General features: G+C 57.3%; 12 protein-coding genes and 1 tRNA gene. 8 read left to right on the top strand and 5 right to left on the bottom strand.

Annotated elements, in window-relative coordinates; translation table 11 throughout:
* The first annotated feature begins 45 nt into the window (after positions 1–45).
* The 7 genes from P4L78_RS00160 to P4L78_RS00135 all read left to right on the top strand — a co-directional run bounded on the left by P4L78_RS00160 (position 46) and on the right by P4L78_RS00135 (position 9,010).
* Positions 46–119: transfer RNA gene (locus P4L78_RS00160), tRNA-Gly, on the top strand.
* Between the two features lie 198 nt (positions 120–317).
* Entirely contained in the window at positions 318–1,550 is a 1,233-nt protein-coding gene (locus tag P4L78_RS00155) for an integrase arm-type DNA-binding domain-containing protein (RefSeq protein ID WP_309326203.1), read from the top strand.
* Positions 1,551–1,597: 47 nt separating this feature from the next.
* The gene (locus P4L78_RS00150; protein WP_309326202.1) at positions 1,598–2,368 is read left to right on the top strand and encodes a hypothetical protein; all 771 of its coding nucleotides are present in this window, start codon (positions 1,598–1,600) and stop codon (positions 2,366–2,368) included.
* Positions 2,369–2,440: 72 nt separating this feature from the next.
* Positions 2,441–2,632 (top strand): helix-turn-helix domain-containing protein, encoded by a 192-nt coding sequence (locus P4L78_RS22835; RefSeq protein WP_405051488.1) that lies wholly within the window; start codon positions 2,441–2,443, stop codon positions 2,630–2,632.
* Between the two features lie 147 nt (positions 2,633–2,779).
* Positions 2,780–3,814, top strand: coding sequence for a hypothetical protein (locus P4L78_RS00145; protein WP_309326201.1), 1,035 nt, complete (start codon positions 2,780–2,782; stop codon positions 3,812–3,814).
* Between the two features lie 103 nt (positions 3,815–3,917).
* A complete protein-coding gene (locus P4L78_RS00140; RefSeq protein ID WP_309326200.1) occupies positions 3,918–4,142 on the top strand; it encodes a hypothetical protein in 225 nt (74 codons plus the stop codon).
* A gap of 218 nt (positions 4,143–4,360) precedes the next feature.
* On the top strand, positions 4,361–9,010 hold the full coding sequence (locus tag P4L78_RS00135) for a DUF3320 domain-containing protein (protein WP_309326199.1): 4,650 nt from the start codon (positions 4,361–4,363) through the stop codon (positions 9,008–9,010).
* Positions 9,011–9,063: 53 nt separating this feature from the next.
* Here P4L78_RS00135 and P4L78_RS00130 read toward each other — a convergent pair whose 3' ends face one another.
* Positions 9,064–9,417 (bottom strand): hypothetical protein, encoded by a 354-nt coding sequence (locus tag P4L78_RS00130; RefSeq protein ID WP_309326197.1) that lies wholly within the window; start codon positions 9,415–9,417, stop codon positions 9,064–9,066.
* A gap of 46 nt (positions 9,418–9,463) precedes the next feature.
* Positions 9,464–9,949 (bottom strand): hypothetical protein, encoded by a 486-nt coding sequence (locus P4L78_RS00125; RefSeq protein ID WP_309326196.1) that lies wholly within the window; start codon positions 9,947–9,949, stop codon positions 9,464–9,466.
* 127 nt (positions 9,950–10,076) lie between these two features.
* Here P4L78_RS00125 and P4L78_RS00120 point away from each other — a divergent pair, with 127 nt between their 5' ends.
* Complete coding sequence (locus tag P4L78_RS00120; RefSeq protein WP_309326195.1) at positions 10,077–10,442, top strand: hypothetical protein; 366 nt, start codon at positions 10,077–10,079, stop codon at positions 10,440–10,442.
* Positions 10,443–10,488: 46 nt separating this feature from the next.
* Here the strand turns inward: P4L78_RS00120 and tnpC are convergent, their stop codons facing one another.
* The 3 genes from tnpC to tnpA all read right to left on the bottom strand — a co-directional run bounded on the left by tnpC (position 10,489) and on the right by tnpA (position 12,899).
* Positions 10,489–12,141 (bottom strand): IS66 family transposase, encoded by a 1,653-nt coding sequence (tnpC, locus tag P4L78_RS00115; protein WP_309326194.1) that lies wholly within the window; start codon positions 12,139–12,141, stop codon positions 10,489–10,491.
* 72 nt (positions 12,142–12,213) lie between these two features.
* Complete coding sequence (tnpB, locus tag P4L78_RS00110) at positions 12,214–12,534, bottom strand: IS66 family insertion sequence element accessory protein TnpB (RefSeq protein ID WP_405051489.1); 321 nt, start codon at positions 12,532–12,534, stop codon at positions 12,214–12,216.
* A 17-nt stretch (positions 12,535–12,551) separates the two neighbouring features.
* A complete protein-coding gene (tnpA, locus tag P4L78_RS00105) occupies positions 12,552–12,899 on the bottom strand; it encodes an IS66-like element accessory protein TnpA (RefSeq protein ID WP_309326192.1) in 348 nt (115 codons plus the stop codon).
* Positions 12,900–12,984 lie beyond the last annotated feature (85 nt).

The following is a 12,984-nucleotide window of genomic DNA, read 5'->3' as shown; positions in this document are numbered from 1 at the left end:
GACGAAGACCGGGCAACCGTGCCAAGGGACGCAAGCACAGAGCGGGCGGGTATAGCTTAGTGGTAAAGCCCTAGCCTTCCAAGCTAGTTATGCGGGTTCGATTCCCGCTACCCGCTCCATCCCCCCATCCCAATCCGTCCGATACTGTCTGGACAAAGCGCGGAAATTCCCCATAATTCCGGGAGTTTTGGCCGATAGCATCCAACCCTGTCCGACGACAGCCACCCCGCACTGGGGGCATTTTCGGGGGGCACTTCGCCTTCGCCCAATGCGATGCCCCCACCATTGGGGGCATTTTGATCGGAGGGCGGGATAAAATGGCACTTACAGATGTCACGATCAGAAATGCAAAGCCCGGCCTCAAGCCCAGAAAGCTCGCCGACTCGGGCGGGCTTCACCTGCTGATCAGTCCTGCCGGAGGGAAGCTCTGGCGGCTGAAATATCGGTTTGATGGCAAAGAGAAGCAGCTGGCAATCGGCCCATATCCTGACATCAGCCTGAGCGAGGCTCGAAAGCGCCGGGATGAGGCACGTGCCCTCTTGGCCGGTGGGAAAGACCCCAATCGCGAAAAGAAGCGCGACAAGGTGAAAGCCAAAGCAGAGGCGGAAAACACCTTCAAGGCTATCGCCATCGAGTATTGCGACAAGCGAAAACGGGATGGCGAGAAGGGCTGGAAACCAAACACCGCGACTCGCAGCGAATATCTGCTGAGCCTCTTGTACCCTTCGATTGGCGGGATACCCATTGGCGAAATTGAGCCGGCCGAACTCTTGGAGGCAGTCCGCAAGATCGAGAAAAAGGGCAATCTGGAGAGCGCCAGCCGAACACTGCAATTGGCAGGCATGGTCTTCCGCTATGCCGTGTCGACTGCGCGTCTGCGCTCGGACCCGACTCGCGACCTCAGGGGAGCCCTGATGACACCCAAGGTGAAGCACTACTCTGCGATCACCGAAGCCAGCAAGGTGGGTGCGCTGCTACGAGCGATTGACGGATACGATGGTCAGGGCCTGACCAAACTTGCGCTGCAAATCGCCCCTCACGTCTTCGTCCGGCCCGGCGAACTGCGGCATGCCGAGTGGGAGGAGATCAATCTGAAAGATGCAGTGTGGGAAATCCCCGCCAAGAAGATGAAAATGGGAAAGGCCCACCAGGTGCCTTTATCTCAACAGGTCGTGAAGCTGCTCGAAGAAGTGCACCAGGCAACCGGTCCCACTGGATATGTATTTTCGTCCATTCGCACCCGAACCCGCCCTATGAGCGAAAATACGCTCAATGCGGCGCTGCGCCGACTTGGCTACACCACCGATGAGATGACCGCCCACGGTTTCCGTGCGATGGCATCGACACTGCTTAATGAAAGCGGGAAGTGGCATCCCGATGCAATCGAGCGCGCACTGGCCCACAGCGACAACGACAAAGTTCGTGCTGCGTACCATCGCGGCCCGCATTGGCAGGAGCGAGTCAAAATGGCCCAGTGGTGGTCCAACCACCTCGACCAATTACGGAAAGGCGCAGACATCGTGCAGTTTCCGGAGGCTGGGGCGGCGTGACGGTTCGCCCAAGTTAGGCTGCCCAGATAATCGAACAAATGTTAAGAATGTTCGCGTATCACCTCAGAGATATGAGTGGTAGCGAAATACAGTACGCCTATAGCGAATTTTTTGGCCGGATATTACCTATATCTGCGCCCCTTGGGTCGTATGTGCCTATTGTTTCGGCCATCTCTTGGACACTCTTTGGTTGTTTTGCTGATGCTGGAATGCTGCGTATCGTGCTCGATTGTGCGTGCCCCGAGACGTATAGTGAAGCTCTGCGAGATTTAAACTCAGCAACAAGTCGATTTATATTTTATGGTGCTGCGGGATATTTTCCTCTTCGAGGAAGATATGTAAGTGGCGGCGAAGTCAGCGAAAAGACCTTTGTCGACACAAAGATACCAGCCGATGCCCTGCATGAGTTTGGGCAGATTGATCTGGGTATGGGCGCTTTGAGGCGAGGACGGCGCTTTGCTTTAACCCATCCACACGAAGAGTATTTCAAGCGGCCACATGGCCAGCAAGACGAGGGCTTTTATGACGTGCGGGTCGAATATGACAGGTTAATTGAGGCCTTCTCGTTCCATGGCTTGCCCAAGCGCCGCGGTCGACCGAAAGACAGTGGTAGTTTTGCAATTGATGACGAGCTGCTTTTCAGACATGTCGACCTCCTCATCCAAGACGGGAAGGCCAAGACGGCAACAGGCGCTGCCAAAATTCTAAAAGATCAAATTTCCGGAAAGGGGCATGAAGTATCTAGGATCGAGAGATTTGTGAAAAGGTATATGCGTTCAAAGCTGCTATCGTCCACAACGCCGAACGAAAGTCGCTAATTTAAAACTGAAGCGCTTTTCATGATAATCTGATATTGATCGTCGGTGTACATACGCTGTCGAGGAGCACTGATGATGAATACCAAAATTATACCTCCGAAGGTTAGTTACTCCATTCGTGAGGCTTGTCAGGCGACGAGCCTCAGTCGCAGTTCGATTTATGTGCACCTAAAAGCAGGTCGGTTGCGCTCTGTTCAGGTTGGGGGCCGCCGGATCATCCCCGCCGATGCTTTGCAGGCCTTGATTTCGGGTCAATCCAATTGAGTCTCGATCAAAGTTCATATTCTGGAGGTTTGCAATTAATTGCTTGTGGATCGGGGGCCTGCTCAACGATGGGCATACCCCTACCACCTCATGTTAACCACCCTGTGCGATACGTCGAATTCAACCCCGGCGACTCACAGGACGTTGATGGTGACGATCAAAATCCCCGTCAAAAAGAAGGTCACGTCAGGGGTCACTTCTAACCAGAAGGAAACCTGGGGGGATAAACCCAGTGCAGAGCATGAAAACACACCCTCACCGGCATTGGCCCAGGATAAGAACGTATCCGTACCAATCCCGTTTATTGACCGCCTGTCGGTGGTGGCTGAGATCACGGATAAGGCACTTGCGTACGCGGTTCATCAGGCTGTTTGGGCAAACCATGAAGCCAAGGATGATTTCAAGGCCACACAGAAGCCGAATGGCTTCAAATGCGCATGGAAGTTGGCTCTCCCATCGCTGCTGAACTCAAAGTTCTGGCCGCACCTGTCATACGCCTACGACAATACGAACGACGGCATCTCTTTCGCAACCAAGCTGCGACTGGAATTCGTGCCCGTTGATCTTGGGGCACAGGGCATGGTGGAACTGGATGCTTTCCTTGGGTCGAATATCGAAGGAGGCTGGTCCTACTTTATCGACCACGGCCATGTGACGCGACTCGACGTGACAGTTGATTTTCCTACGCTCACCATGCAGGATTTCCACTATCTTCATCCCCAAGGCCTGACCGTTAAGGAATGGCGGCAAAACGGGGCATTGGAGACCTTCCAAGCCGGTAAGCCCGCAGGACATCATACGATGATTTATGATCGAGCGGCAAAAAGGAAGACGAAAAACTCAGAAAAGCCCGGCAAGGTCGGTGTCCGGATCGAGCGGCGCCTGAAAAAGGTCAAATTCCCGCTCAAGGATTTGGCCAGCTACAAGAACCCATTGGCGGAGTTTGCTCTGGTCGAACGGTGCCCAGGACCACCCCCAGGCGAAGCAAAGCGATACATTTGGGACTTGTTCATGGCTGCCGCCAACCAGACCTCGCTGACCCACGCGCTCGCCTTGTTGCCAAAGGAAAAGAAGGCCCTTTATCGGCAACACATGCAACAGCACGTGCAGCCCTGGTGGAAGCCAGAGGAAAGTTGGGCACACTGGCCAACAATGCTCAAGAAAATGATGCTCACCCTTTAATAGCGGAGTTTCTGTAATCCTCGCTGCGTGCCTTGATCAGGATTTCGGTTTATCAGTTGTCAGCTTTGCACCCAGCGTGCTGATTGGGCAGAAAGGAGGTCCTATGGCGGAGCGCAGCGGCAAAACTGCATATCCCAGAATTGGGATTTGGTACGATGATATAGCGGGCGACATTCATTTGAGCATTCCCGGCCATGGCCTGTCGACGATAAACGGAAACCCGGATAGCAAGCGCGGCAACCCGCATTTGTTCAATAAGCTAGCAAAAGCATTGCGTGATGAAGGGAAACCCCATCCGGCGATCATTGAGGATTGGAAAAAGGCCTAGAGGCCCCCGTGGGTATCAGCGTCCATCGGCACGAACTCCGTTGGCTGCATTTTGATAACGTGCGCGCAATCATCAGCATGCCAATTGGGCTCTGAAGCACGAGTCGTTTGCTGTGGACGGGAAATCTCGCCATAAAGGTTGTCTTTCAGGGAGGTTAGAGGTTGGCGAGCCAGGGCACTAACCGCAAGGTTGAAGATGACGCTGTTCGACAAGCGGTCATGAAGCTCTTCGACGATACCCGCCGCAGGCTTGTCGAAACTGGAACGCGGAACCGTCTGGTTCATGTCAACCGCGCCAACACACGCGGCAATGTGCTGAACATCCAGAACGAACGATCCAATGACGTCTACGATATTTTGTCGCGTGGCAAGATCATGCGGTTCCTGGCAACAGGAAGTGACCGAGCAGAAGATCGAGGGCAGTTTGCGCTACCCGACGCGACCGTCCAGTATGACGACGACGGTCACTACACCGACGACCAGCTCGAAACGCGACTTGGGCCTGACGCACTCCAGAAGAAGCTGCTGAAAATTGCGCGTGAGGCGCAGACTGCGGAGGAAGAGTCCGGCGTCAATATGCTCTATCTCGCGATGGGCTTCTTGACCTGGTTTGAAGACAAGGTTTCGAACGTGCCGCGCGAAGCCCCTTTGGTACTTCTACCCGTTGAACTCAAGCGCAACGCTCGCACGTCTACTTATGACATCCGTGCCCGAGATGAGGACGCGCTGACCAACCTGCCGCTTCAGCAACGGCTGAGGGACGATTTTGGGATTGACCTCCCCGAACTCGAAATTGGTGAGGATTGGAGGCCGTCCGATTACTTCGCCCAAGTTGCAGACGTCACTGCGGCTCGTAACCGTTGGAAAATCGACCCTGACGCCATCCAGCTTGGCTTTTTCAGCTTCAACAAGCTGCTGATGTATCGAGACCTCGCCATTGACGCTTGGCCGGATGACGCGCTTGCTGATCATGCACTGACTAGGGGGCTGCTGTACGAGGGTTTCGAGCGCGAGGAGCCGCTGTTCGGATCAGACGACCGTTTGGATGATGTGCTCCCGCCAGACAAGTTGTTCCATGTCGTTGATGCGGATGCTTCCCAGGCGAAAGTTATCGAAGAGGTTCGGGCAGCCAGAAACCTTGTCGTTCAGGGCCCGCCGGGAACCGGTAAATCCCAGACGATCACCAACATCATCGCGGCAGCCGTTACCGAAGGGAAACGGGTCTTATTCCTCGCCGAAAAAATGGCAGCACTGTCGGTCGTGCACGATCGGCTGGTAAAGGTTGGACTTCGCGATGTGTGTCTCGAACTTCATTCAAAGGGTGCGAACAAGAAGTCGGTGCTCGGAGAGCTTGCCCGTACGCTGAACCAAGCCAGTGCAAAACCCCAGCCGCCTGGTCCGCCTGAGGCCTTGAAACAGAGTCGTGATCGCCTGAATGATCTAGCTGCGGCCCTGCATCGCCCGATTGGCAATACCGGAGAAACGGCTTTCAGTGTGTTGGGCCGGCAATCGCATTTCATTGGCAACGGTTATCCCGCACCCCGCCTGAACACCGAAATCCTGTCTTCAATGACACGGGAGGCGGAAGCTAACTTGGTGGCAGCACTTGAGGAATACGGCACCGTCATAGAGTCAGAGGGCGGTGCCGTACCTCACCCGTACGAGGGCACCCGCAATCTCGACATCCAACCTGTTGATTTGGCGCGGTTGGCGGCAATGTTGTCCACCGCGCGATCGGCATTGTTGGCGCTCGCGAAAACGATGCGCGAGCCGCTTGAAGGTCTGTCGCTCACCGAAACGCCGACTTTCGACGCAAGCGGCCACATCACCAATGTCCTTGAACGGCTGGAAGGGCTTCCGGCTGATGGCAGTGACATCGCGCAAGCCATCCTGAGCGCACCGGACATTGCCCATCTCTTGGAAGCACTCCAGGCTGGTGCATCGTGGCGCGAAGCACATGACGAGGCGGCTGCATTGTTCATTGATGCCGCATTCATGTCGTCGGCTGTTCATCTGCGAGGTCCACTTTCGGCGGGGGCTAATTCGTTTTTTGCACGGTGGGGTAGCCGCTACCGGGATGCTTCGCGAGAGTTAGCGGGTTTGCTCAGAGAGCGCCTGCCGAAGACTGCAGCCGAACGTGTAGAACAAGTCGATCGCCTGGGGCACGTGGCGGCTCTGAAGTCGAGTTGGGAGAGTGACGAGGCCTACTGCAGTCGCGTCCTTGGTGATGCCTGGCGGGGTCCGAAAACCGATTTTGCCAGATTGATTGCAATCGGCACCTGGTGCCTCCGTCTTACCGGTGCGCCGATGGAATTGGACTGGGGCATGGCCATTAGCCTCGCCAAGCGTCCCGATGCCATCGCGACAATGCGAAAAGCCCTGCGGGAAATTGAGCCGGTTGCCCGCGCCAGCATGAACGAAGTGGCCAATCTGCTCGATCTCGATCCTGCCACGTTCGGGGTGGAGGCGCTTGAAGCGGTTGATCTGAACATCATGGCCACCCGTTTCGGTACATTGGCTGGCGCGACGAGCCGCTACTCGTCATGGGCACGACGCGCTCGCCTTCAAAAGGCTCTGGTGTCGGCTGGCTTGTCAGAGTTGGAAGCGCGGATGCGACTTGGCGACCTGACTGGCACTGTTGCCGCGGTTGAACTGCGCTTTGCCCGAGCAGAATGCCTTTGGAAGCTAGCGCTTGCTCAAAACCCTGATCTGCGGGGTCTGGAACACGAACGCCGCCACGACCTGGTCGCTACCTTCACTGCGCTGGAGCGTCAGAAGCTGAAGGACAACGTGACCAGCATTTTGGCAGGTCATCTTGGGCAGGTGCCGCAAGGCGCGATGGGTGAGATGAGGGTAATTCGCGGCGAGATTGGGAAGAAGAGGGGCCATATCGCCTTGCGGCGGCTCTTTGAAAGGGCCGGCACCGCCATCCAACGCATCAAGCCCGTCTTGTTGATGAGCCCCATTTCGGTTGCGCAGTTTCTGCCCGCAGGAACGATCTCTTTCGACCTGTTGGTGATCGACGAGGCCTCCCAGGTCCGTCCTGAAGATGCCATCGGCGCAATCGCGCGGGCAAGCCAGATCGTGGTCGTGGGAGACAAAAAGCAGCTTCCGCCATCCTCATTTTTCGATCGTTTGTTGGCAGACGATGAGGATGAAAACGAAGGTGACGATGAAGATGCAGGGCCGAACCTGTTAGGTGGTGCCGCGACGATCGCGTCGATGGAAAGCATTTTGACTCTGTGCGAGGCACGTGGCCTTCCGGGGCGCATGCTCAAATGGCACTATCGTTCGCGTGACCCTTCGCTGATCGAGGTCTCGAACCATGAGTTCTATGAAAGCGACCTGGTCCTGCCGCCGTCGCCATTGCAGAAGGACCCGGCTTACGGTCTTTGCTTCACGCGCGTCGATGGCGTCTATGACAAGGGCGGAAAGCGGGACAACCGCAAGGAAGGCGAGGCGATCGTTGATCGTGTCGCCGCTCATGCGCGGGCCAATCCGTCTCAGTCACTTGGTATTGTGACGTTTTCCTTTGCGCAGCGAAATCTCATCACGGAACTGCTGGAGTCACGACGTCGGCGCGACACGACCTTGGACGAATTTCTGCGAGAGGGTCAGGCTGAAGACCCGTTCGTAAAAAATATCGAAAACGTCCAGGGCGATGAGCGCGATGTCATCCTCATCAGCGTCGGATATGGCCCAGCAATACAGGGCGGCCGATTGAGCAGCATGTCATTTGGCCCCGTCAACGGTGAAGGCGGGGAGCGGCGTCTCAACGTACTGTTCACCCGCGCCCGCATTCGTTGCGAGATTTTCGCTTCCTTTGACCCCGGTGATATTGATCTAAGCCGCACAAAGGCGGAGGGGCCGCGCATACTGAAGCGTTTCCTTGAGTTCGCCAAAAATGGTCGGCTCGATGAAAGTTCGCCGACCGGGGCGAATGCGGACTCGCCGTTCGAAGAGGATGTTGCCAACGTCATTCGCGGAGCGGGATTTCTGGCTGATCCACAAGTCGGATCGGCAGGTTTCCGAATTGATCTGGGTGTCCGGCACCCTGACAAGCCAGGCACCTATATCCTGGCGATCGAATGTGATGGTGCAACCTATCACAGCGCCCTTTGGGCACGGGAGCGTGACCGGCTAAGACAAGAAGTGCTCGAACACCTTGGATGGCATTTCCATAGAGTCTGGAGCACAGACTGGTTCTACAATCGGAGTGCTGAAATCGAACGGCTTCGCACAGCCTTGTTCGCAGCACACGCAAGAGCCGCGCAGGGATTAAAAATCGACGGGGCAAATAAGCCCCGCACTGGCGCTCCCAACCGCCCGGCGGACGGTCCACCAACCATCATCGAAGTCCCAGAGGCTGTGGAACGGCAAATGCCGCCGTACCGGCGAGCTGTGTTCCCGGTCCGAAGCTCAGTTGAGCCCCATGAAGCCTCCGTTTCTGTGCTGGCCGACTTGGTCCGGAAAATTGTGGAAGCCGAAGGTCCCATCCACGTCGAAGAGGTATCGCGTCGCGTAGCCGCCTGCTTTAATAAGGAAAAAGCTGGTTCAAGGATATTGGCGGCGACCCGGACTGCTCTCGCGCGCGCCCAGTCTGGGAACAAGGACCTGCTGTCGAATGGTTCGTTCTGGTTTACCCGTGCGCAAGCCGATGAACCTCCTGTTCGCGATCGGTCAGCGGAAGCAGGGGCGACCTTGAAAGCCGACAACATTTCGCAACTGGAAATCGAGGCCGCATTCAAGATAGCCCGTGAGGACAATGCCGGTTGTGATGACGCAGACCTGATACGCACCGCAGCTCGTCTGCTGGGGTTCAAGCGCGTTGGCCAAGAGTTGCAGGCGCGGATTTCTACGTGCCTCTAATTTCGCTGTTGAAGTCCAAGTCGAGGACGTCTTTCGATGCCGGGAGGGGGCCCCTAATTTGCAATCAATTGCACAGACCAGAGCGACTTTAGCGGATCGGCATCCTGCCGTGCCGTGTTGCTCTGGAACACGCCCGACAAGTTGACGTAGCCTATATAGGGATTGCGCACGGAGTCAGTTTTGCGAAGATCGACCGACACTCCTATGTTCTTCGACAAGCGACAAGCAGCAAACTCGCCCCCTGGGCATTGGATGACGAACGTCTCTTGGTTCTCCACAATCCGCTTCCGGGTTGCGCGCAGCGCTTGTACCCCATTTATGATGGACTGCTGGCTGGGCTGTGCGTGGGCCAATGCGGGTACAGCAAACGAAAGCAGAGCGATGCGAGCCACGAAATGGTGGTGCACAAAATGCTCCTGATGAATTTGCGGAACTTGAATGACGCGGTGTCGATCATTCGGCGTTCAACGCGCGCAGCATGGTGGCGATGGCTTCGACCAGATCGTCCTGATGCTTGGGCAGAAACTGGTCGATCCTCGGCGCGGACCTGCCGTCCACACTCACATACCTGGTGGAGCCCGTGCTGATTTGCCCACCGATCAACCTGGCAAGAGTCTCGAAGTAAGGGCGCCAGATGGTTTCCGGTACAGAGCCTAGGTTGGGGTCGGTCCAGAATTTGCCGGTCTTAGTAATGTAGCCGAAGTTCACCGGCTTGGGCAGGTTCGGCAAATCGGCTTTAAGGTTGAGAGCTGCCTTGAGGTCAGGGTACACGCCGAGCGGTTCGAGTGCCGCAAGAAGCGCGCGGATGGCATCCGGCATTTTGGGCGCGCGCTGGCCAAGGCTCTCCCAGAAATCTGATGAGCTGATTGTCTGCGGTCCAGTCTGTCGGTCTGGAGCGACCGGCTTTACGACGATTTCGCCTTGTTCGATCGTAACCATCCGGTGAAGACCACCGTTGATGCACTTCACTGATTTGGCGAATGCAGGATTGACGATTGTTCCGAGAGAAGCACTTGTCCTCGATTATGATTTTAGGCAAAGCATCCATATGTAAAGGGTTCGAATTATGACCGATCAGAGTCCATCCTACCTAACTCGTAGCGCTGGATTGGTGGTGGGGCTTATCGCGGCCGCAACATTTTTTATTTTTGTATATGCTGGAGAGGTTGAGCGCGGAAAAATTGCGGCATTTTCGATGGCTGCGGTTTTAGCCTCAATGAGGATTTCATGGGATTATCGCCATGAAAAAATATTCTGGCTGTTAGCGTCCATTTTTTTCGCCCTACACGTCGCCCTGATTTTTCTGATAAGCTGGAATCCCGAGCGCAACCCGGCGATGATATTTGCTCCATTTGCTATCGCTGACATATTTCTTGAAGTTTTTTTATACGAATTTTCGGCCAAAAAACTTGGTTGGCAGTCAGTTAGGTAGGATTTTTCGTTCGTGCCCGAAGCCGCAGTTTCTGAGGCCCAGGACATCAAGCTTGCCGCGTTTGCCGGTTCCAAGGAAGCAAGTCAGCAAGCTTGCTGACCGGACATTCAGCAATGCGAGCCAGTACGTCTGCCAGCCAAGCTTGCGGGTCGACATCGTTGAGACGGCAGGTCTGGATCAGCGAATAGACGATGGCCGCGCGCTGCCCGCCACGATCCGAGCCGCAGAACAGCCACGCTTTCCTGCCCAGTGGCACACAACGCAGCGCCCGTTCGGCGGCGTTGTTGGTGAGGCAGACCCTGCCATCAGTGAGGAACAGGCTGAAGCCAGCCCAGCGCCGCAACATGTAGTTGATCGCCTTGGCCAGATCATGATGGCGCGACAGCTTCGCCAGTTGTGCGGTCAGCCATGTGTGCAGTTCGGCCATGAGCGGCGCGCTCAATGCGTGGCGAACGGCAAGCCGCTCGTCGGCGCTCTTGCCGATGATGGTCCGCTCGATCTCGAACAGTGCATCAAGCCGTTGCACCGCCTCCAGCGCGATCGGGTAGATCTGACCAGTCTTCTCGCCACGGCTCTTCTTGCGCGCCGCGCCTTCCACATCGGCCAACTCGAAGAATTTGCGCCGGGCGTGCGCAAAGCAGCCAGCCTCGAGGATCAGGCCCGCCTTGCGGTCTGCCGCATAGAGCTCATTATAGCCGGCAAAGGCGTCGGCCTGAAGAATGCCGGACCAGGTCGCCAGATGGGCCTGCGGATGTTCGCCGCGCCGGTCGCGCGAATAGCGGAACACGACTGCCGGCGGATCGGCGCCGCCGAATGGGCGGTCATCGCGCACGTAGTTCCATAGTCGCCCGGTATCGGTCTTGCCCTTGGCCATGACCGGCACGGTGGTGTCATCGCCATGAAGCCGCTGGGCAGCAAAGACATGCGCTTCGATCAACTGGAAGATCGGCATCAGTGCAAAACATGCTGCGCCAACCTGGTCGGCCAGCGTTGACACGCTGATCGGCACGCCTTCGCGCCCGAAACGTTCGGCCTGCCGGTTGAGAGGCTGGTGTTGGCCATACTTCTCGAACAGCACCATGGCGAGGAAGCTGGGGCCAGCCCAGCCACGCGGGACGACATGGAACGGCGCCGGTGGCTGCGTGATAGTCTCGCAATCACGGCAAGAGAATTTCTCCCGCACCGTTTGAATGACCTTCCACGCGCGCGGGATCACTTCCAGCGTCTCAGTCACATCCTCGCCCAGCTTCGACAAGCGGCTGCCGCCGCAGGCCGGACATGTGCATGGCGCCGGGACAACGACGCGCTCACGCGGCAGGTGTTCGGGGAATGGCTTGCGTGAGGGGCGCTTGCGGTCAAAGGCGGCAACCGAGGTCGCCTTTTCTGCAGCCGCAGCCGCAATCAGAATGTCCTCGGCTGCGTCTGCTTCGAGGTCACCGAGTTGCAGTTCCATCTGGTCGAGCAGACGACGGGTGCGTTCGGCGCTGGGGCCATATTGTTCGCGCCGCAGCTTGGCGATCTGCAGCTTGAGATGCGCGATCATCGCTTCGGTGGCGCTGGCTTGTGCCTGCGCATTGGCCAACCTTGCCTCGGCATCGGCGGCCCGCTGGGTGGCAAGATCGGCCTGTCGCGTCGCCGCCAGCACCAGCGCCTTGAGCGCTTCGATGTCGTCCGGCAGGGGCGAAACGGCCGTGTTCATGGGGCTGATGGAATCACACAATCGGCCAAAGCCAAAGCAGAAAATGCGCTGAAAACCGCCGATATTGCGGGATTATCCGGCACTCTGCGGGCGGGCGGTATGCTGCGGGTTGCGCCAGTCGATCCCTTCGAGCAGACAGGCCAATTGTGCAGGCGTCAGCGAGACCATGCCGTCCTTGGCCGAGGGCCAGATGAAGCGACCTTTCTCCAATCGCTTGGCGTAGAGGGACATGCCGACGCCGTCGTGCCAGATGATTTTGACCAGCGCGCCGGCCCGTCCGCGGAACACGAAAAGATCGCCGTCGTGGGGATTGCGCTGCAGGCCCTGCTGCACCAGCAACGCGAGGCCCTGCATGCCTTTGCGCATGTCCGTGTGCCCCATCGCAATCCACACCCGCGCCGTCGAAGGGATCACCGCAGCGCCTTCAACGTTGCTGCTACCAGCGCCGCCGGCGCAGTTGGAAAAATAGTCATGCGCACTTTGTTGTCCACTTCCACCACAATGGCAGGTGATCGTTCCGAAGCCGAATGCTCGACACCGCCAACATCGACCACGGCCTCAGCGAACTGTGGCCCTGCGATCTGGGGGCGCAGCTTGTTCCGCCAGGTGTAGATCCGTGCCGTCGAAATATCATGCCGCCGCGCAACGTCAGCAACGCACGCGCCCGGCGCCCCAGCCTCTGCCAAAATCCGCAGCCGTTCCTCGTCAGTCCACCGCCGCCGACGCTCGGGCCCTGACATCACCGTAATCTGCCGCATTAACCGCTCCTGAGTGCGCTCTCGAGAGCGTCCTTAAGAGCGTTCGCTCGGGACCGGGCAAGGCGGGGCACGCCGGATGGGTACG

Source organism: Silvimonas sp., assembly GCF_031291215.1.
In the GTDB taxonomy this organism is placed as follows: domain Bacteria; phylum Pseudomonadota; class Gammaproteobacteria; order Burkholderiales; family Chitinibacteraceae; genus Silvimonas; species Silvimonas soli.
This window is presented reverse-complemented; position numbering and strand designations above follow the sequence as displayed.